General features: G+C 66.3%; 17 protein-coding genes. 10 read left to right on the forward strand and 7 right to left on the reverse strand.

Annotated features, from left to right (window positions below; translation table 11 throughout):
• Both ligD and AC1DMA_RS26215 read left to right on the forward strand, forming a co-directional pair.
• Positions 1-2,577 carry a DNA ligase D gene (ligD, locus tag AC1DMA_RS26210; protein WP_478145961.1) on the forward strand — a complete coding sequence of 859 codons (2,577 nt, stop codon included), beginning with the start codon at positions 1-3 and terminating at the stop codon, positions 2,575-2,577.
• Positions 2,578-2,759: 182 nt separating this feature from the next.
• A complete protein-coding gene (locus tag AC1DMA_RS26215; RefSeq protein WP_478145962.1) occupies positions 2,760-3,932 on the forward strand; it encodes a hypothetical protein in 1,173 nt (390 codons plus the stop codon).
• A 3-nt stretch (positions 3,933-3,935) separates the two neighbouring features.
• Here the strand turns inward: AC1DMA_RS26215 and AC1DMA_RS26220 are convergent, their stop codons facing one another.
• Complete coding sequence (locus AC1DMA_RS26220) at positions 3,936-4,769, reverse strand: transglutaminase-like domain-containing protein (protein WP_478128680.1); 834 nt, start codon at positions 4,767-4,769, stop codon at positions 3,936-3,938.
• Between the two features lie 317 nt (positions 4,770-5,086).
• On the opposite strand from AC1DMA_RS26220, the gene katE reads away from it, so the two are divergent.
• Positions 5,087-7,267, forward strand: a complete 2,181-nt coding sequence (gene katE, locus AC1DMA_RS26225) for a catalase HPII (RefSeq protein WP_478145963.1) — start codon at positions 5,087-5,089, stop codon at positions 7,265-7,267.
• On the opposite strand, the gene AC1DMA_RS26230 is transcribed toward katE, so the two are convergent.
• Positions 7,264-7,398 (reverse strand): hypothetical protein, encoded by a 135-nt coding sequence (locus tag AC1DMA_RS26230; RefSeq protein ID WP_478145964.1) that lies wholly within the window; start codon positions 7,396-7,398, stop codon positions 7,264-7,266. The genes katE and AC1DMA_RS26230 overlap by 4 nt on opposite strands.
• 36 nt (positions 7,399-7,434) lie before the next feature.
• Here AC1DMA_RS26230 and AC1DMA_RS26235 point away from each other — a divergent pair, with 36 nt between their 5' ends.
• Together AC1DMA_RS26235 and AC1DMA_RS26240 are read left to right on the forward strand one after the other, a co-directional pair.
• Entirely contained in the window at positions 7,435-8,520 is a 1,086-nt protein-coding gene (locus AC1DMA_RS26235) for a M14 family zinc carboxypeptidase (protein WP_478145965.1), read from the forward strand.
• Positions 8,517-9,314, forward strand: coding sequence for an alpha/beta fold hydrolase (locus AC1DMA_RS26240; protein ID WP_478145966.1), 798 nt, complete (start codon positions 8,517-8,519; stop codon positions 9,312-9,314). Before AC1DMA_RS26235 ends, AC1DMA_RS26240 begins: the two co-directional genes overlap by 4 nt.
• Here AC1DMA_RS26240 and AC1DMA_RS26245 read toward each other — a convergent pair.
• Positions 9,268-9,978, reverse strand: a complete 711-nt coding sequence (locus tag AC1DMA_RS26245; protein WP_478145967.1) for a glycine zipper 2TM domain-containing protein — start codon at positions 9,976-9,978, stop codon at positions 9,268-9,270. The genes AC1DMA_RS26240 and AC1DMA_RS26245 overlap by 47 nt on opposite strands.
• 199 nt (positions 9,979-10,177) lie before the next feature.
• On the opposite strand from AC1DMA_RS26245, the gene AC1DMA_RS26250 reads away from it, so the two are divergent.
• Together AC1DMA_RS26250 and AC1DMA_RS26255 are read left to right on the forward strand one after the other, a co-directional pair.
• Complete coding sequence (locus AC1DMA_RS26250) at positions 10,178-10,855, forward strand: response regulator transcription factor (protein ID WP_478145968.1); 678 nt, start codon at positions 10,178-10,180, stop codon at positions 10,853-10,855.
• A gap of 199 nt (positions 10,856-11,054) precedes the next feature.
• A complete protein-coding gene (locus AC1DMA_RS26255) occupies positions 11,055-11,717 on the forward strand; it encodes a hypothetical protein (protein WP_478145969.1) in 663 nt (220 codons plus the stop codon).
• Here AC1DMA_RS26255 and AC1DMA_RS26260 read toward each other — a convergent pair.
• From AC1DMA_RS26260 to AC1DMA_RS26275, 4 genes are all read right to left on the reverse strand, one after another.
• Positions 11,651-11,920 (reverse strand): hypothetical protein, encoded by a 270-nt coding sequence (locus AC1DMA_RS26260; protein ID WP_478145970.1) that lies wholly within the window; start codon positions 11,918-11,920, stop codon positions 11,651-11,653. The genes AC1DMA_RS26255 and AC1DMA_RS26260 overlap by 67 nt on opposite strands.
• A 73-nt stretch (positions 11,921-11,993) precedes the next feature.
• Positions 11,994-13,997, reverse strand: coding sequence for a hybrid sensor histidine kinase/response regulator (locus AC1DMA_RS26265; protein ID WP_478145971.1), 2,004 nt, complete (start codon positions 13,995-13,997; stop codon positions 11,994-11,996).
• Complete coding sequence (locus tag AC1DMA_RS26270) at positions 13,994-14,998, reverse strand: ABC transporter substrate-binding protein (RefSeq protein ID WP_478145972.1); 1,005 nt, start codon at positions 14,996-14,998, stop codon at positions 13,994-13,996. The genes AC1DMA_RS26265 and AC1DMA_RS26270 overlap by 4 nt, the downstream gene beginning before the upstream one ends.
• Positions 14,999-15,183: 185 nt before the next feature.
• The gene (locus AC1DMA_RS26275) at positions 15,184-17,070 is read right to left on the reverse strand and encodes an ATP-binding response regulator (RefSeq protein WP_478145973.1); all 1,887 of its coding nucleotides are present in this window, start codon (positions 17,068-17,070) and stop codon (positions 15,184-15,186) included.
• A gap of 138 nt (positions 17,071-17,208) precedes the next feature.
• Here AC1DMA_RS26275 and phnD point away from each other — a divergent pair, with 138 nt between their 5' ends.
• The 3 genes from phnD (at position 17,209) to AC1DMA_RS26290 (ending at position 20,216) form a co-directional block, all read left to right on the forward strand.
• Positions 17,209-18,216, forward strand: a complete 1,008-nt coding sequence (gene phnD, locus AC1DMA_RS26280; protein ID WP_478145991.1) for a phosphate/phosphite/phosphonate ABC transporter substrate-binding protein — start codon at positions 17,209-17,211, stop codon at positions 18,214-18,216.
• Between the two features lie 135 nt (positions 18,217-18,351).
• Positions 18,352-19,008: a type VI secretion system-associated protein TagF gene (gene tagF / locus AC1DMA_RS26285; protein WP_478145974.1), complete on the forward strand. Its 657-nt coding sequence runs from the start codon at positions 18,352-18,354 to the stop codon at positions 19,006-19,008.
• Entirely contained in the window at positions 19,005-20,216 is a 1,212-nt protein-coding gene (locus tag AC1DMA_RS26290) for a serine/threonine-protein kinase (protein ID WP_478145975.1), read from the forward strand. Before tagF ends, AC1DMA_RS26290 begins: the two co-directional genes overlap by 4 nt.
• The last annotated feature ends 12 nt before the right edge of the window (positions 20,217-20,228 follow it).

The following is a 20,228-nucleotide window of genomic DNA, read 5'->3' on the forward strand; positions in this document are numbered from 1 at the left end:
ATGCCCGCATCCGAACTCGAAGCGCTGGCGCCCTACCACCGCAAGCGCGACTTCAAGAAGACACCGGAGCCGAAGGCGGGCGGCAAGGCTGGCAAGGGGACGCTGTCCTTCGTCGTGCAGAAGCACCACGCGAGCCATCTGCACTACGACTTCCGGCTCGAACTCGACGGCACTCTGAGGAGCTGGGCGGTGCCGAAAGGGCCATGTCTCGATCCCAGCGTCAAGCGCATGGCCGTGCAGGTGGAAGACCATCCGATCTCGTACGCCGACTTCGAGGGCACCATCCCGCCGAAGCAGTATGGCGCCGGCACGGTGATCGTGTGGGACCGCGGCGAATGGTCCGCGCTGGGCGACGCGCGCAAGTCCCTGGCCGAAGGCAAGCTCAAGTTCGAACTGCGCGGCAAGAAGCTGCGAGGGCATTGGACGCTGGTGCGCATGCGCGGCAGGGGCGAAAAGAAGGAGCCCTGGCTGCTGATCAAGGAGCGCGACGACGAGGCGCGTGATCTCGCGGACTATGACGTCGTCGAGGCCGAACCCGACAGCGTCTTGACCGGACGAGACGTCGACAGCCCGCCGCCGGTCACCTACGGAACCAAGCCCGAGGCCGCCGCGAAGAAGACAAAGGTGAGCGCAAAGGCGAGCGAGACACCCGCTGTGGGCGCCATCGGTCGCAAGGCGCCATTGCCTGCAATGCTTTCGCCCGAACTCGCTACCTTGGTCTCCGCGCCACCGCTCCGGCCGGGCGATTGGTTGTATGAGCTCAAGTTCGACGGCTATCGCATCCTCGCTCGCATCGACGGCGACAAGGTGCAGTGCATCACGCGCAACGGCAATGACTGGACATCCAGGCTGCCAGGCGTAGCCAGGGCACTGGCGAAGCTCCCGACGAGATCGGCGTGGCTCGATGGCGAGATCGTCGTCCACAACGAGCACGGTGCGCCCGACTTCCAGGCGCTGCAGAACGCCTTCGACAGCGGATCCACTTCATCGATCGTCTACTGGCTGTTCGATGCGCCTTTTCTGGACGGGCGCGATCTGCGGGATGTTCCGCTGGAAGAGCGACGCGCAGCGTTGGCCCGGCTGATGGGAGACAAGCCGCCCGATCTCCTGCGCTTCAGCGAAGCCTTTGACGTCGCGCCGCGCGATTTGCTGGCTTCGTCGGCGAAGGTCGGCTTCGAGGGCATCGTCGGCAAGCGCAAGGGATCGAGCTACGTGTCGCGACGCTCGCCGGATTGGATCAAGCTCAAGAACCAGCGGCGGCAGGAGTTCGTCATCGGCGGCTACACCGCGCCGAAGGGCTCGCGCACGGGCTTCGGCTCGCTGCTGCTGGGTGTGTACGACGACAAAGGCGCGCTCCAGTATTGCGGCAACGTCGGCGCAGGATTCGACGTCGGTCGCCTGACGGACATCAAGGCGAAGCTCGACGAGGTGCAGACGAGAGAGTGCCCGTTTCAGACGCGGCCTGCGGGCGTCAAGGCGCAATGGGTCGAGCCGGTGCTGGTGTGCGAAGTGGCCTTTGGCGAATGGACGCAGGACGGGCGCATCCGCCACTCCGCATTCCAGGGGCTTCGCACGGACAAGCCCGCCGGGCAGATCCGTCGCGAGACCGCGGCGCCCCCTCAGCAGGCGACCCCGACCGAGGCGAAGTCCAAGAAGTCGACCAAGGAACCGAAACCTCAAGGAGCTTCGAAAGCCATGCCGCAGCGCATCACCCATGCCGAACGCGTGATCGACGAGCAGAGCGGCACCACGAAGGGCGAGCTCGTCGCTTATTACGCCGAGGTCGCCGAGCTCATTCTTCCGCACCTCAAGGGCCGGCCGGTGGCGCTGGTGCGTGCGCCGGAGGGCGTGGGCGGCGAGCTCTTCTTTCAGAAGCACATGAAGCAGAGCGAGCTGCCGGGCGTGAAGCTGCTCGACCCGGCGCTCGATCCGGGGCACGATCCGCTGCTGCAGATCGACAACGACCAGGGCATCCTGGCCGCGGCGCAGATGAACGTCGTCGAGTTCCACACATGGAACGCGACGTCGAACAACATCGGCAAGCCCGACCGGATGACCTTCGACCTCGACCCTGGCGAAGGCGTCGAATGGTCGCGTATCCAGGAAGCCGCCATGCTGGTGCGGACCCTGCTCGACGAACTGGGGCTGCCGGCATTTCTCAAGACCAGCGGCGGCAAGGGCCTGCACGTGGTCGTGCCGCTGCGTCGAAGCTACGACTGGGATGCCGTCAAGGGCTTCTCTCAAGCCGTCGTGCAACATCTGGCGGAGACCATCCCCGAGCGCTTTGTCGCCAAAAGCGGGCCTCGCAATCGCGTGGGCAAGGTCTTCGTGGACTACCTGCGCAACGGATTCGGCGCGACGACCGCATGCGCGTGGTCGGTTCGGTCCCGGCCGGGGTTGTCCGTGTCGGTGCCGGTGGCATGGGACGAACTGCCCGTGCTTGAAAGCGCCTGGCAGTGGACGGTGAAGAACATTGGCGCCCGACTGCCCACCGGCAATTCACCGTGGGCGGACTATGAGAAAAGTCGCACCGCCTTGAGCGCCGCGATGAAGCGGCTGGGCTACGTGGCGGGATAGGGCGACCGTCGCCAGCGCGCTGCCGCATAGATGGTTGTTGCATGGATGCAACTCTCCCTCCTCATCTTTGAGGATGACTCACCGGTTTTTTATGTGACAGGTTGTTTCACAACCTACGATTTATTGGTCAGGTGATCGTCAGTTCGACGCACCGACGCAATAAAAACGAAAGAGAAACCGAGATGAGGGCACCGTTTTCCGTCGCGAGCGCGACGATGTTGATCTTGAGTCTCGCCGCTTGCGGCGGCGGTAGCAGCGGCGGCAGCGCCGGCTTTTCGCTTCAGGCGCCGGGCGGCTCGGCCACCGGAGCCACCGGAAACACCCAGGCGCCGCAAACGACGCCGGAGGTCGCCGCCGACGCCCGCAACGGCACCTACCAGGTGTTCAGCGGTGCCGGCACGGAATTCAAGTTCAAGGTCGACTTCGACCTCAAGCAGTACGCGCTCCTCGACAGCGCAGGCGCCCTCATTCGTTCAGGCACGTTGATGACCGACCCTGAAACGGCCGGCACCTACGTCATGGTCGACGCGGTCACCAAGCTGGCGACCTCTAATAACGCGCGTTTTCGCGTCTCGGCGGATACGCTCGTCGGCGTTGCGCCGTTGCCTCTCCCGTTCGCCAATACCACCAACATCAGCGAGTCGCTTCCGTTTGTCGCCACGCGTTCACTCGTGACCGACAAGACCCAGCTCGACGGTCTGTACAACCGCCTGGACCTGACCTTGACTGCCGGATCGGGAAATTCGTTGCCTCAACTCAGTTCGCGGTTGCATGAAGTGAAGATTTCGGGCCAGGGCACCGGCCTCGACCAGTGCAACGAAACCAACACCTTGTCGAATCTCGCCAATTGCACGGGGACCGGCAAGACCCTGGTCCACTACACAGCCGCTGCCACTGCGGACGCGCAAGGGCACTGGACCTTCACGAACGACTCCGATGCGAGCGACAAGCTCGTCTTTGCGGTGGCGCGCATCGGCGGGGAGAACGTGCTGCTCGAATCGGATGCGGACGCACGCATGCCAGCGAATCGCGTCTTCCGCGTCGGCTTGCCGAGCGGCGCTTCGTGGCCGACTTCGACTGCGTATGGCGGCAGCGAAATGGGCGACTGGAGCAAGTACAGCATCGGTCCGACGTCGATCGACGTGACCAGCAAGGCGCTAGACGGCAGCAGCAGTTCCGAAAGCTACCCGCTCTCCGTTCCGTCGACCACCGAGCCACAGGGATGGAAGAAGGCGAGCTTCACCGTCGGCCAGACGACCGGAGTCGCCTTTGCGATGCAAGGCAAGGGCCTCTACGTCCTTATGGGCAGTCCCAGCATCCGCAACGGTTACCTCCATGTCGGCCTGACCCACTGAGGCTCACGCAAAGGTCGGCTGCGGCAGCACCTCATCCGTCGTCACCTCGAAGCGCTCCAGCGTGCTGGCACCGAACACCATCGTGATCGGCACGTCGGCCGCGTCCCGGCCGCGTGCGATCAGGATGCGACCGATGCGCGGCACGTTGTGGCGCGCGTCGAAGGTGTGCCAGCGGTCGCCCAGGTAGACCTCGAACCAGGCGCTGAAGTCCATCGGCGAGGGTATCGGCGGCACGCCGATGTCGCCGAGGTACCCGGTCACATAGCGTGCGGGGATGTTCATGCAGCGGCACAGCGTGATGGCCAGGTGGGTGAAGTCGCGGCACACGCCGACGCGTTCGCGATAAGCCTCCAAAGCGGTACGGGTGGCTCGCGCGCTCTGATAGTCGAAGCGCAGGTGCTGGTGAACGAAATCGCAGATGGCCTGCACGCGCTGCCATCCGGCCGGCACGCCGCCGAAGAGCCCCCACGCAAGCTGCAGCAGTTCGCTGTCGACCTCGCAATAGCGGCTGGGCAGCACGAACTGCAGTGTCGACGTCGGGAGGTCGGCAGGCGCATGCTCGATCGCATCGAATGTCGCCGGGTCAGGCAGGCCGGTGTCGTACACCACGCCCTGGCTCTGCAGGCGCACCTTGCTCACGCCGGAGGGTATGGCCACGCGCGCGCACTCGTTGCCAAACGTGTCCGTGTAGAAGTCTGTTCGCAGCGGCGGGCTGATCGTCGTGCTTTCGCCGGGCTGGATATCCTGCGCACGTGACGAGTGCACTCGCAGCATGTAGATCAATGCCGTGGGCGGAGTGACGCCCAGTTCGATGTCGAAGCCGATTTTGATGAGCATGATGCGCTGCGATCGAGTGGGTTGGGTCGGGTTGGGCCGGGTTGGGCCGGATGGGGTGGCGAGCGACTCATCCTATGCTCTTCGCGCCGGTGCCGGTGAGGGAATGAGCGCCTCAAGAAGCGTAGGCAAACGTCAGCCAGCCTCATCAGCCCCGCGCTTTCGTCGGTGCGCTCCTACTGTGAATCACTGGAGACTCCCACACGCTGCGGCGCGCGGCCACTACGGATTGCGGCACGGGGGCCACATACGCTTGCGAATTGGCACGCACTGCGCACTGCCCTGTCAGCACCGCCAGCTATCCCCGAAGGAATCTCCCGATGACGCAACAGAACAAGGCCGCCGCCCGGCGCCTCAAGCAGAGCGACGGCTATAGCGCGAAGCAGGAGCAACTCGAAGCCTTCACCGTCGACAGCAGCGCCACGCCGCTCACGACGAACCAGGGCGTTCAGATTCCGGACAACCACAACTCGCTGCGTGCCGGTGCGCGCGGCCCGACGCTGCTCGAAGACTTCATCCTGCGCGAGAAGATCACGCATTTCGACCACGAGCGCATTCCGGAACGCGCGGTGCACGCCAGGGGCTCCGCGGCGCATGGCTACTTCGAGGTCTACAAGTCGATGTCGCAATTCACCAGCGCCGACTTCCTGCAGGACCCGTCGGTGAAGACGCCCGTCTTCGCGCGCTTCTCGACCGTCGCAGGCTCTCGTGGATCGGCCGACACGGTGCGTGACGTGCGTGGATTCGCCGTCAAGTTCTACACGCGGCAAGGAAACTACGACTTCGTCGGCAACAACATTCCCGTGTTCTTCGTCCAGGACGCGATCAAGTTCCCCGACCTCGTCCATGCGCTCAAGCCCGAGCCGCACAACGAGATTCCGCAGGCGGCGAGCGCGCACGACACCTTCTGGGATTTCGCCTCGCTCATGCCCGAGACCACGCACATGCTGATGTGGGCGATGTCGGACCGTGCCATTCCGCGCAGCCTGCGCATGATGGAAGGCTTTGGCGTGCACACCTTTCGCTTCGTCAATGCGCGGGGCGACAGCCACTTTGTGAAGTTTCACTGGAAACCCAAGCTCGGCATTCATGGCCTGGCGTGGGACGAAGCGCAGAAGATCGCCGGCAAGGACGCCGACTTTCATCGCCGCGACCTCTGGGAGGCGATCGAGAACGGCGACTTCCCTGAATGGGAACTCGGCGTGCAGATGATTCCGCAGGACAAGGAGCATGCCTTCGGTTTCGATCTGCTCGATCCGACGAAGCTCATTCCCGAAGAGATGGTGCCGGTGCAGCGAATCGGGCGCATGGTCCTCAACCGCAATCCTGACAACTTCTTCGCCGAGACCGAGCAGGTGGCCTTCCACCCCGGCCATGTGGTGCCGGGCATCGACTTCACGAGCGATCCGCTGCTGCAGGGGCGGCTTTTCTCGTACACCGACACGCAGATCTCGCGGCTGGGCGGCGCGAACTTTCATGAGCTGCCGATCAACAAGGCCGTGTGCCCCTTCCACAACTTTCAGCGCGACGGCATGCATCGCCAGACCATCGCGCGCGGACAGGTGGCTTACGAGCCGAACTCGCTGGGCGATGGCAAGGAGTACCGCGTCGATGGCGGGAGCGCCGGCTTCCAGTCGTACCCCGAGGCGCTGGAGTCGCCCAAGGTGCGAAGGCGCAGCCCTTCGTTCGACGACCACTTCACGCAGGCCCGCCTCTTTTTCAACAGCCAGAGCGCGGCCGAGAAGGAGCACATCATCGGCGGCTTTCGTTTCGAGTTGTCGAAGGTGGACGTGCCTGCGATTCGCCAGCGCATGGTCGACAACCTCGCGCACGTCGACGAGAAGCTGGCGCGCCGGGTGGCCGAACCTTTGGGCATTGCCGCGCCCGATGCAAAAGCGGCTGCCGGCCGCGCGGGCTTTCGCGAGCACCGCATCTCGATGCCGATCGACGAATCGCCCGCGCTTCGCATGGTCGACACCGGCGACGGCTCGGTCAAGACGCGCAAGGTGGCGATCCTCGTCGCGGACGGCATCGATTCAGCCTCTCTCAAGCCCATCCGGGAAGCAATCGAGAAGGCGGGCGCCCAATGCAAGGTGATCGGCCCGCAGCTTGGCACGGTCGCGAGCATGTCCAAGCGGCAGCTCGACGTTGACGCCACCTTCGTCAACATGCCGTCCGTGATGTTCGACGCGGTGCTCGTGCCCGCCGGCGCTCAAGGTGCCGAGGCGTTGTCGCGCAACGGCGATGCGGTGCACTTCGTGCTGGAGGCCTACAAGCACTGCAAGGCGATATGCACAGTGGGCGACGGCGTCAAGCTGCTGTCGATGCTCGGCGTGCAGCCCGGCGCGAAGAGCTTTCCCGCCGGCGTCATCGTCGCCGAAACACCGGTGACCAATCTCGGCGACATCGCGGCCGCAACGCAGATTGCGCAGGACTTCGTCGCCGCCATTGCGAAGCACCGGCACTGGGACCGCGCCAACGTGGACAGCGTGCCGGCCTAGCCGGCCGGCGTGCGCCAGCGGGTCGACCAGCGCGACCGCGCCAGCGCGACGCATTCGACAGTGCCCCACAGGATGGCGAGCGCCACGCCGCGCACCTGGCGGCCGGATGAATGCTGGAAGAGACGGCTCATGATCACGCCAGCCTAGCCTGTGCGTGTGACGGATTGATGTCGCGGCAGGCCGCTATCCTGCGCGCACCACTCTTCCCGCTGCGCGTGACTTCAACGGACCTGCCAACAGACCTGCCCGAACTGCTGGAGCTGCAAAGGCTTGCTGAACTCGCCGGTGCGCACATCACCCGGCGCGTGCTCTGCCAGGTCGATGCGGGCCAACGGCAATTCTCCGTCGAGGCTTTCATGCTCGGCAGTGCGCGCGCGGACGCGCCGGCAGTCGGCTTCTTCGGCGGCGTGCACGGCCTGGAGCGCATCGGCGCCGAAGTCGCCATTGCCTGTCTGCGCAGTCTCGTGATGCGCCTGCAATGGGACGACACCCTTCATCGCCAACTGGAGTCGGTGCGCCTGGTCTTCGTGCCCCTGGTCAATCCGGGAGGGCTGTGGCTTGGCACGCGCGCGAATCCGAATGGCGTCGACCTGATGCGCAACGCACCGGTGGAATCCCGCGAGCGCGTGCCGTTCCTCATCGGCGGCCAGCGCGTCAGTGCCGCGTTGCCGTGGTATCGCGGCGCGGAGGGCGCGCCGATGGAGCGCGAGAGCGCCGCGCTGTGCGAACTCGTCGAGGCCGAACTGCTGGGCCGGCCGTTCAGCATCGCGGTGGATTGCCATTCGGGCTTCGGCCTGGCTGACCGCATCTGGTTTCCTTTCGCGCACACGTCGCGGCCGATTGCGCATCTCGCGGAGATGCATGCGCTCTGCGAGATCCTGGACGATTCGCTGCTTCATCACCGCTACGTACTGGAACCGCAGAGCCGCCAATACCTGACGCACGGCGACCTGTGGGATCACCTCTATCTGCGCGCCTGCGACAGGGCCGAAATCTTTCTTCCGCTGACACTGGAGATGGGCTCGTGGCTGTGGGTCAAGAAGAACCCGAGGCAGATTTTTTCGCGTCACGGCATCTTCAATCCGGTGATCGCGCATCGTCAGCAGCGCGTGCTGCGCCGTCACGTCGCATGGCTGGAATTCCTCGTGCGTGCGGCATGCAGTCACGAGCGCTGGGTGCCCACCGGCGCCCGCAGGATCGAACACACGCGCCGTGCGATGGCGCGGTGGTACGGCAAGGAAGGCGCGACATGAACACGTGGCTGCTGCTGCGCGGACTGACACGCGAAGCGGCGCATTGGGGAGCCTTTCCGGCGATGCTGCGCGATGCCTTGCCCGGGGCGCGCGTCATCGCGATCGATCTGCCGGGCAACGGCGGACTGAATGGGGAACGAAGCCCCGCCCGCATCGAGGACACGGTGGAAAGCTGCCGCCGCGAGTTGCGAAAGCTGGCAATCGAGGAGCCCGTCTGCCTGCTCGCCATGTCGCTCGGTGCGATGGTGGCGATCGAGTGGGCGCGCCGGTACCCCGACGAACTGGCCGCTTGCGCGATCGTCAACACCAGCGTGCGTCCTTTCAGCCCTTGGTACCAGCGCCTCCGGCCATCGAACTATGGGGCGCTGGCAAGCCTGTTGATGCCAGGGCGAGGCGATCGCCAGCGCGAGCAGACGATCCTGCGCATGACCACGCGCCACCCCCGGCAGCCAGCGGCGGTCATCGACGAATGGACGGACTTGCGCCAAGCCCGCCGCGTGCACGCTGCCAATGCATTGCGGCAGTTGATTGCCGCTGCGCGCTATCGTGCGCCTGCCGAGGCGCCGGCTGTGCCGCTGCTGGTGCTGGCGAGCCAATGCGACGCGCTAGTGAACGTGCAATGCTCGCGAGCACTCGCGCGGGCATGGAGACTCGCCATCGCCCTGCATCCCACTGCCGGCCACGATCTCCCGTTGGACGATGGGCCATGGCTGGCTCGCCAAATCGCCCAGTGGGCGAGCCTGTCGTTCACTTGCGGCCGTCAGCCGGGCGCAGCACGTTTCCCTTCAGGGTGACGGCCTTGCCGATGGGCGGCGCCGTGCTCGTTTCCACCCTGCGCACCGATCCGTCCTGCATGCGGACGCTGACGTCATAGACGGTCTTCGTGTGCGTGTGCTTTTCGATCGAGTTGCCCGCGAATCCCCCGCCGACCGCGCCGAGCACTGTGGCCGCGGTGCGGCCGTTGCCGCTGCCGATCTGATTGCCGACCAGGCCGCCCACCACGCCCCCGGCCACGGCGCCGACGCCCGATGTGGGTTGCTGGCGTTCCACCTTGCGAACCGACTCGACATGCCCGCAAACCGAGCACGGCTTGACCGGTGCGGGCGCCGGTGCGGAGCCAGAGGCGGCACCCGCAGGATTGGCCTGCACCACCTTGGGCGGAATGACCTCGGGGGCCCTGACGGGTGGCGGTGCCGGTGCCTGTGCCGGGGCCGCAGGTGGCGGAGGCGCGACTGCCTGCACCGGAGGCGGCCCGGGGAAATCGTCCGGCGTCTTGGCGGGCGGTGCGGCGGCGACGGCCGTCGAGGCCGGTGTGGGTGCTGTTGCCGTTGCGCTGCCGGTCACTTCCTTGTGAACCAGCGCGCCGCCGAGCGCCGCCACGGCGATCGCCAACACGCAGATCGCCGCCCAGAGCGCCTTGGACGGTTGCGACGGTTGCGGTTGCGTTTGCGGTTGCATGAAATCCTTCCTGTCATGGTGCGAAGGCACCGGATCAAGAAACAGCATCGCCGGCGCAGGGCGGCTGTCAATGCGCCCGAATCCCACAAACACTGTGCGTCTGCGGCTACATCGCTTTTGAAAGCCCGCTGTAATTCGCGTTCGTATGATGAACATCCGGCATTGCTCCCGCATTCATCTGCCATCTGCTTATTCATTCATGACGCCATCCAAGGACGACGCCTTCCATCAACTTTCCACGCAGACGCAAACGCCGCTCGTCTGCGTGGTCGACACCGACGAAGCTTTCCGGAATGCGGCATCCCATCAACTGAAGGTCGCCGGTTACCGCGTTCGCGCCTATGGCTCGATCGGCGAACTGCTCGAGACAGCGACGGAGACTGGGGACGAGGCGGCATGCCTTGTCCTGGACCTCCACATGGCCGCACCCGATTGGCTCGACCTGCAGGACGTGATCACGCGCAGCGCCGAGCCTCTTCCCGTCGTCGTGGTGACAGCAAGGGCCAGCGCGCGTGACACCCTTCAGGCCATGAAGGCCGGAGCGCGGGATTTCTTTCTCAAGCCGGTGGACGGCGAGGCGCTCGTGGGTGCAGTGCGAAACGCCGTGGCCCATCACATCTCGCGCCGCGAGGCCTTGAAGCAGGTCGACGCATTGAAGGCACGCTTTGCCACGCTCACACCACGGGAGCGGCAGGTGGCTGCCATGGTCGTGACGGGCGTTCCCAACAAGGACATCGGGATGGCGCTCGGCGCGGCGGAGCGCACGGTCAAGCTGCACCGTGCCAATGCAATGGAAAAAATGGGCGCCCGGTCATTGCCTGACCTTGTCCGGGCACTGGGCCGGATCGAAGCGGGCGTTTCGGGTCAGACTGCCTGAGTCGGCCGGGCGCCCAGCGACGCCCCACGAGAGACCGTGTCCTACATTCCGAAACTCGCCTGCCGGCCCATACTCGCCTGCTTTCGCTCCGGGGGAGATTTCGAATGAACACTCTGATCGTTGACGGCCGGCGGGTCCATGGGCGTCGCCAGTCGGGCGCTGCCAGCGGATGAAGGCATCGCCAGGCGCTCGCAGCTGGATGGCCGCCGGAGTGCGCCATGAATTGCTCACGCGGGCGCTTCCCGCGCTTCGCCACGAAATGGCCGCGCCGGTATCCGTGATTCGCATGAGTGCGCTTCTGCTGAAACGCCAGATGTCGGCCCCGAGCGAAGCGGACATCCCCGCCTGGACCGAGCGGGTGGGCTTGATCGAAGAACAGGTCGCGGCACTCGCGCTCGGCGTTCACGCCTTGCGCGACTGGGAGCTGTCGACCGATGACGAGGGCATCACCCGAGGCGATCTCGTGGCGCGTTGCACGGCGCTCATGCGGGTGGCTTTCGAGCTGCGCGGCATTCGTATCCAGGTCGCCGACGGGCTTTCGCCGGTGGAAGGCGAAAGGCGCTTTCCGGGCGGAGCGGCTCTGCGCTACATGTTCCTGGGTGCGTTGGGCTATTTGCACGACAGCGTGCCCAATATCGGAGAGATCCACGTCGAGGCCGACGGAGAGGATGCACTGCGCTTCTCGGCCCGGCCCGGTGAATCCGCGCCGGCCGATCCGTTGGCTCATGCGCATCGCGCGCCCCGCGCGCTGGCCATCGACGCCATTGCGCTGCAATCGCTGGCCGAAGGGCTGGGTTATGCGTTGTCCGTCGAAGCCGACACCGTGTGCTTCGCACTTGGCACCGCGCTGGCGCCGGCCTGAACGTCGCGGGTGGCCGGGGTGGCCTGAGCTCCCGGGGCGGATGCGTCATCGACCTCGGCCATCATCCGGATGCTGCGCTTGACGCGGCCGGTCATCTTCTCGTTCAGGTGCGTCCATCCGCGATACATCGGCACCACGACCAGCCAGCCCACACCGATGACGCCGCCCAAGGCACCCATGTACTCCCAATGCATCGGTTCCATCTCTGTCCGCTCGGCCAAAAATGGCAATGGTAGAGCAGTCGCAAGGCAGCCATGGAGCCGCTGAATGGTGGCGTCAACAGCACGCCAGGGCGCCGGTGCGGCGGGTCGACAGCAATGCCCGAAGTTTCGCTGGCGCGACCGGCTTGGTCAGGAGCATCACGCCGTCCTGGCGCAAACGCTGGAGTGATTCGGGCCCGGTCGCGCCCGACACCAGCACCGTCAGCGCATCGGGCTGAAGCCGGCGCGTGTCCTCGATCACTTCCATGCCGTCTTCATCGCCGGCCAGTTGCAGGTCGCAAAGCACGACGTCGAAATGCGCATCCGATCGGTCGAGCCGCGCGAGTGCTTCCTTGTGCGTGGATGCGCAGTCGACACGGCAGCCCCAGAGTTCGAGCAGGGTCCGGCTGGCGTCGAGGATGGCGGGATCGTCGTCCACCACCAGGCAATGCAGGCCCGCCAGCGGCGCCGGAATGGCGGGTTCTGGTCTGGGCAGCGCCACCCGCCGGGGATCGGCAATCGGGAGGTCGAGCGCGAAGGTGCTGCCGGCCTGAAGCGCCGACCGCACGCTGATGCGCGTGCCGAGCAGCAGCGCAATCCGAGCGCAGATCGACAAGCCCAGGCCGAAGCCCTGGCGGCGGTCGCGTTCGGTGTTCGCCACCTGGTAGAACTCTTCGAAGATGCGGGCCTGGTGGATGGGTGCGATGCCGACGCCGTTGTCGCGGACCTCGATGCGCACGCTGCGACCCCTGCGCCGCGCGACCACGAGCACCGTGCCGTCCGCCGGCGTGTGGCGAACCGCGTTGCTGACCAGATTGCCCACGATGCGCAGCAGCAAGGCAGGGTCGGTATGGACGGCGAGACCGCGGTCCTTCCACATCAGCCGCACGCGCGCCGCCTTGGCGGGAGCGGCATGCTGTGCGTCGAGCTGATCGAACACGGCGGCCAACGAGACGTTGGCGTTTGTTGGCGTGAGCACCTGTGCATCGAGCCGCGAGATCTCCAGCAGATCGTCCAGCAGCACGCCCATGAAGTCGGTGGCCTCCTGCAGGCGAAGCACGGCCGGCCGCTGGGCAGGGCTGGCCGTGGGCAGCAGCCCATCGATGAACAGGCCCATCGCATGCAGCGGCTGGCGCAGGTCATGGCTTGCCGCAGCAAGAAAGCGCGCCCGCGACAGCGCAGCCTGCTCCGCCTCGGCCATGCGTTGCAATGCGACGGCGGTGGCTTCGCGCACCTGCTCGTCGCTCAGTTGCCGGTTGCGCTGAAGGCGTTCCGCCAGTCGGTTGATGTCGTGCGCGAGGTTGACGAATTCATGCGGCGCGCGGTGCGTGCGGGCGCTCGCATCGCGGTCATCTTCCGCCGCCAGCGTCACGACATTGCATCGCGCATCGAAGCGGCCGGCCTCCAGCGCCGCGACGGTGCGAGAGATCCGGCGCAGCGGCTGCACGACGGCCCGGGCCGTGTGCCGCACCCACGCCCAGGCGAGCAGCAGCGCGATCATCGCAATGCCGATCCCCGCCATCAACGAGCGGGTGCGTTCGTGCGCATAGGCGGTGGTGTCGCGGAAGGTCTGGACCAATCCGATCGGGGCGTCGCCCGCGGCGGTTGCGCCTGCCGGTGCGAAGGCGCTGGTCGGTGAGGCTTCGCGCAAGTTGATGGGCGCCGTGAACGTGCGAAGCTGACCCAGCGGAGCCGGCTTCGGACCGGCGGTGACGAAGATGCCCGCGCCATTGCTGATCTCGACGCGCGTGGCCTGACCACCGCGCAATGCGGCATTGGCGACGTTCTGCAGCGCGGGCACGTCGCCCGCGTAGAGGCTCAGGTCGGACATGGCCGCGACCTGCTTCGCGACCGACTGCCCTTCGGTGTCGAAGGCGGCTTCGAGTGTGACGAGCCGGCTGTTCGTGAACCAGCCAGTGAGCGCCAATGCCACTGCCGCACACGGCACCACGCCGAGGCGGAACAGGTCGCGCTGAAGACTTCCCTCGACCTGCAGGTCGCGACTTTCCACGGCGGGCGGATCGCTCAGGCGCACCTCCGAAGCCGGGGCTGCCAATGGGTGGGGAGGCGCGGCGTTCATCGGACTGCGGTGACCCGCTCCGTGAGTTCTCGTTCATCAGGCAACCGCAAGCCCAGCCCGCGTGCCACGGTGGTGTTGACGCGCACCGTGGCCGGCGCCGCCGGCTCGACCATGACACCGGCACCGCCGTTCGCGGCCAGTTTCTGGCCCATCGCGCGAGCCTGCCGCGCCATTTGCGTCGGCGTCGACACGGCAGCGGCCAGGCCGCCGGAACGCACGAGCCCGTCGTTCGTGCCGAAGACAGGAAGGCCCGCGCCCGCGCCGGCGCGCAGCACCGTGAGGGTGGCAGCCTGGTTGTCGCCGATCATGTCGGGCAGCACGAGCAGGGCATCGCTGTGCGGCACCAGAACCCGCAGCGCCGCAGCCAGCGCTTTCGCATCGGGGGCGTATTCGACCTGGAGGTCCCAGCCTTGGGCGGCCGCCTCCATCTCGCGCACCACGGGCTCCGATTCGGCGGTTGCCACTACACCCAGCCGGCGCTTGTTCGGCAGCACGGCAGCGATCAATGCAAGCTGGTCGCTCATGGCCGGCTCGCGAAGCACCACGCCGATCTGGCGATCGGGGTTCCGCAGGGCCGGGGTCATCTTCAGGATCTCGTAGTCGAGCCGGCTCAGCATCACGAGCACCAGCGGATCCTGCCCGGGTCTCTCCACCGCCACACGAGCGGCAATCATCCCGACGGCCATGGTGATCGGCATGTCCGCGCCCGCGGGGCCGCTTCCGCCGCTTGTCTTCCGCGGGCTCGGGGCGCGGGGCTGATCCACACCAGGTATCCCGGCTGCCACCTGAACGAGGTCGATCGGGCTACCCGCCTCCTGGGTCTCGCGCAATTGCACGACGAAGTCCTTGTGGGCCGCGCTGTCGTCCGCCATCAAGACCGTGAGCCCGGCCGCGCTCGCGACGCTCCATGCCGCCGCACCGCAGCCAAAGGCAGTGGCGATGGAGATGGCCGCAATGGCGCTCCGCTTCTGGAGCAATGGGGGGAAACGGTTCGCAGGCATGAAGCTGCATTCGCAGTGAGTCTTGGGACCCAATGTACGGATGCGGCTCTTTGCGCGCGATAAGGCAGAGGGCTTATGTCGCCTGCGCGGGCTCGCATCGTGAGAGGGCAACGCCGCATCCTCGCCGTGGTGCGGTCTATGTCTGACGGCGTAAGGGCGAACCCAGCCACAACTCAGCAAGGCCGTCAGGCGACTTCGCGCACGGCTGCCAATTGGGCGCAGATCGCCTGGCGCAGCAGCTTGGGCGAGACCGGCTTGTACAGCACGGCCACACCGGCGCTCGCGACTTCACGCAAGCGGTCAGGCTTGGTTTCGCCGGTGACGAGCAGCCGCGCGGTCGACGGCCCGATGCCGTTCGGATGCCGTTCGAGCGCCGCCAGCACGTCCAGCCCGTTGTCGCCGCCTTGGAGGAGCAAATCGCTGATCACCACATCGGGCGGTTCGGTCCATGCGCTCGCGAGCGCCAGCGCTTCGGCGCGGGTCTGGGCGGCCATCACTTCGGCGCCCCAGTTCGAGAGGACGACCTGCAGACCTTCGATGATCGTGCGCTCATCGTCGATGACCAGCACGCGGATGTTCTGCAGGCTCGCCTCGTCCTCGGCGATCGCGCCGGCCAGCAAAGGAGCAGGCAGGCTGGTCGGGATCACCGGCTCGGTCGCGCGCACCATCACGCGCACGCAGGTACCCTCGTCGGGGCGCGAGTTGAGCGTGACCCGTGTGTTCAGCAAGGCGGCCAGCCGCTGGACAGTGGCAAGGCCCAGTCCCATGCCGCGCGTGCCGCGGCTGCCGGGGCGGCCGTTCGGGTCGACCTGATAGAACTCCTCGAACACTCTTGCCTGATGGTGTGCCGCGATGCCGATGCCCGTGTCCCAGACATCGATGCGGATGGCTTTGCCGCGCCGGCGTGCACCGATCAGCACGCCGCCTTCGGCGGTATGCCGAAGCGAATTCGAGACCAGGTTGTTGAGGATGCGCGACAGCATCACATAGTCGCAGCGTACCCATGCGTCGGTCTTGCGCACGACCAGCCGCAGGTTCTGCTGCTCGGCCACTGCCCGGAAGTTGCGGCTGATCTCGTCGAAGAGCGTGTCGAGCGCGAAGTCCGCCCATTGCGGCTGCAGCACGCCGGCATCGAGTTGCGACAGGTTGAGCAGTTCCGTGAAGAGCCTGTCGAGCGATTCGACGCATTCGCGGATGTGGCCGATGCGCTGCAGGCGTGCCGGGTCGGTTTCGCCGTTGGCCAAGCCGTCTGAAAACAGGGTGAGCGCGTGCAGAGGTTGCCGCAGGTCATGGCTGGCCGCTGCGAGCAGCCGCGTCTTGGCCTGGCTCGCGACTTCGAGCTGCTGGTTCTTTCTCGCGAGTTCGGCCGTGGCGTTGGTGATCCGGCTCTCGAGCTGGCTGCGGCTCTCCGACAGCGCGCGTGCCGCCTGGTTGAAACCATCCTGCAGGCGACGGACCTCGGCCGTGCCCTGGACCTTCACCTGAGCCTCTTCGCCCGCGCCGAGCCGATCGACGGCTTCTCCGAGTTCGCGAATCGGCGCGCTGATGCGTCGCGCCGCCCACCAGCCCGCCAGTCCGACGCCGACCAGGCTTGCAAGAAGCACCAGGAGCACGTTGATCCACACAGCTTGCCTGGCACTCTCGACGGCGGAGAGGCTCGTCTCGACCATCACCTTGCCGGCGTGCCTGCCGTCGTCCCCGATGATGGGCGCGATCACGCGCAGCCCTTCGCCGCGCTTGCCGGTCGTGCTTTCCGAATTGGCGACGATCTCCCCGTCTTCAGACCAGATCTGCACTTGCTGCACATGCGGCTGATGGCTGCCCGACTGCGCCGTGCGTTGCAGCGCGCGACGATCCATGTGCTGAATCTGCGATTGGGCCACCGTGGCGACCTGCAGTGCGACCGTCTGCGCGTTGGCGCGCATCAACTCGGTCACGTTGGCCAGGTGCTGGCGGGTCAGCACCCCGATCGCGCCCAAGGTGGCGACCATGGCCGGCAGCAGCGCCAGAAGCACGAGTTGCTGCGCCAGCGTGAGGCGCAGCCGACGAAGGGCGCGAGGGGGCCAGGTCATGGAGGAATGGCGAAAAATGACACGTGCATGAGTAAGATGGTTTTTAATTGTGTTCTCGACTGTATGGGTTTGACCAGCCTTGCCTCCATCGCATCCCGACCGGACTGGTTCCGGTCGCCGGCGCGGAGCGTCGGCGCGATGCTGGCGCGAGCGGCCTTGGTCCTGCTTCTGGCTTGTCAGGCGGTCGCTTCGGCACAGACGGCTTACCCGCCGGCCGGCACGGCCACGCCTTTGCGCTTCGGCATCCTGCCGCTGGGCGGCGCCTTCGAGTCGCGCAACGACTGGGAGCCCTTGCTTGGTGACATGAGCCGCGCCATCGGCCGGCCGGTCACGATGCTTTCAGTGACCTCGTACGAGGCGCTCGAGCAGGCCATCCAGCGCAATCAGGTCGACATGGCCTTCCTCTCCGGCAAGATGGCGCTCGACGCCGTGACGCTGCGTCGCATGAACGTCGTGGCGCAGGTGACCCGCCACGACGGCCTGCCTGGCTATCGCGCCTTGCTGTTGACGCGCAAGACCGGCGACTACACGAGCCTGAAGAGCCTGCTGGCCGAGCCGGAGAAGTGGCGCATCGCGCGCGGGGAGAGTCGATCGGTGTCGGGCTTCATCGTGCCGCAATTGCAACTCTTCCTGCCCAACCACATCGCCATGGAAACACGCTTTCGCAGCGAAGTGGTCGGCACGCACCAGGCGACGGCGCTGGCGGTCGCCAATGGCGAGGCGGATGTCGCGACCAACAACACGGCCGACTTCGAACGGTTCAAGTTCCAATTCCCCGCCGAGGCGGATCGGCTGCAAGTCATCTGGGAATCCGAACTCATTCCGCATGCGCAGATCGTCATCCGGCGCGAATACGAGCCCGCGTTCCAGAAGCAGGTGCAGGGCTTTCTTGTCGAATATGCGCGCAGCAGGGGGCCGCGCGGGGATTCGGAGCGTGCTGTCCTGAAGTCGCTCCACGATCTTGCAGGTTTCATGGCGGCGGACAACACGTCATTGTTGCCGGCGGCAAAACTGGCCTACCAATTGGCTCGGCAGAGCGCGATGACTTCGCAATGGGTGAATGAAGCGGCACGCCAGGCGCGCCTGYAGCGCATCGAGACCACTTACGCCGAGCAGGTGAGCGCGTTGCGCGGCGAAAGCCGTTGAACTTCGCGCCAGCGCAAGGCACGATAGTTCCTTCGCCGTAAGCCGCCATCTCACCGTAGGCCATCAGCCGGATTTGTTGCCGCGGCGGCGGGGACGAAACTGGGTGTTTCGACTGAGGCCTTGGCCGGAGGTTTTGTGAACGGCGAAGCGGATACCGTCCTTGGAGATGCGGCGCCGGGCTGGTTCGGCAAGCTGCCGGGCATGCACGACTTCGCGCATCGCCGCCTGCCGGTCGGGTTCAGCGAAGACTGGGACAACTGGTTGCGCACGGGTCTCGGACGGATTCGGGTCCGTCATCAGGACCAAAGCGAGCGCCGCCTCGATGCGCCGCGCTGGTGTTTCGTGCTCGGAAACGGCGTCGTCCAGATGCCATCGTGGATCGGCGTTCTCATTCCTTCGGTTCCGTCCGATGACGCGATGGGGCACTTCCCCTTCACGCTCGTGACTGAGTTGCTGTCTTCACATGCCGAACTCACGGGCGAGGCGCTGGCGAGCGTGCGCCAGTGGTGGGTGCTGGCCACCCGCGCCGTTTGCCAAGCGCTGGAAGACAAGCTCGACGCGGTCGGCTTTGAAGTGCTGCTGCATCAGCTCTTCGAGGGCCGCGCTGCGCCTGTGGCCGACGACAAAGGAGCCGTGCTCGCGTTGCCCGTGGTGGGGCAGTCGCTGTGGTTCACCGACCCGACAGCCGAAGGGGGCTTGGGAATGGCAAGCCAGGGCTTGCCGCAGGACGACCAGTTCGAAGCACTCTTCGGCGGTGCCGGCACAGCCGCACCGGGCGCGGAGGACGCATGAATCGACCGGCCGCACCCAGGGCGAAGACCGCGCTCCTGAGCGAAGGGCCGACCGTTGCGCCGACGATTGCGCCGACCTTGCGACCTCCGCCGCGCAACCTTGGAGCGGGGTTGCTGGCGGTCGGCAGCCGGCTCGCTGAATTCGAGGTGACACGCATCGTCGGCCAGGGCGGCTTCGGCGTCGTCTATGAGGCTTGGGACCCGATCCTCGAGCGCGTCGTGGCAATCAAGGAATACCTGCCGACGGCGTTGTCGGCGCGCAGGATGGACGGCGTGGTCGTGCCGCTGTCCGAGCGGCATCGCGAAACCTTCGAACTGGGCATGCGCAGCTTCATCAAGGAAGCGCGCCTGCTGGCGCAGTTCGGGCACCCGTCGCTGCTCAAGGTCTACCGCTTCTGGCAGGAGCGCGGCACGACCTACATGGTCATGCCGTTCTATCGCGGCGACACGCTCAAGCAGGCGCTGGCCGCGTCGAAAGGCGGTGCCGAAGAAGGCTGGCTGCTGCGCATCATGGACGGCGTCACCCAGGCGCTGGCGGTGATGCACCAGGCACAGTGCTACCACCGCGACATCGCGCCGGACAACATCATCCTGCTCGAAGGCTCCGGCCGGCCGGTGGTGCTCGATTTCGGGGCGGCCAGGCGCGTGATCAGCGACAGGACACAGATCATCACCGTGATCCTCAAGCCGGGCTATGCGCCTGTCGAGCAATACGCCGAAACGCCTGACATGGCGCAAGGCGCGTGGACCGACGTTTACGCGCTGGCCGCGGTCATGCATGTCGCGGTATGTGGCCGCGCGCCGCCGCCTTCGGTGGCACGCCTTCTTGCGGACAGCCATCGGCCACTGGCGCAGGACGAAGCGCTGCGCCGGCGGTACAGCGAGCGGCTGCTGGCGGCGATCGACGCGGGGCTTGGCGTGAGACCGGAGTCGCGTCCGCAATCGATGGCGGCATTTCGGGAGGCCATGGGTCTCGAACCGATCGCGGCGCCGATGCGTCCGGTTCCGGTTGTCGGGCGGCGCACGGCACCTGCAGGCTTGCCGCCGCCGACTTCGCCGACTTCGCCGACTTCGCCGCCGCAGGCACCGACGGGCGTCGAACGCAAGAGGCGCTTCGCTCTGACACCCATCATGGCCGTGGCGCTGGCGGTGGCCGTCCCAATCGTCATCGCCGTCCTCGTTGCATGGCAGGCGTTCGGCGCCCGCTGAAATGGACTTGAA

The organism is Variovorax sp. 05N34 (assembly GCF_056397405.1).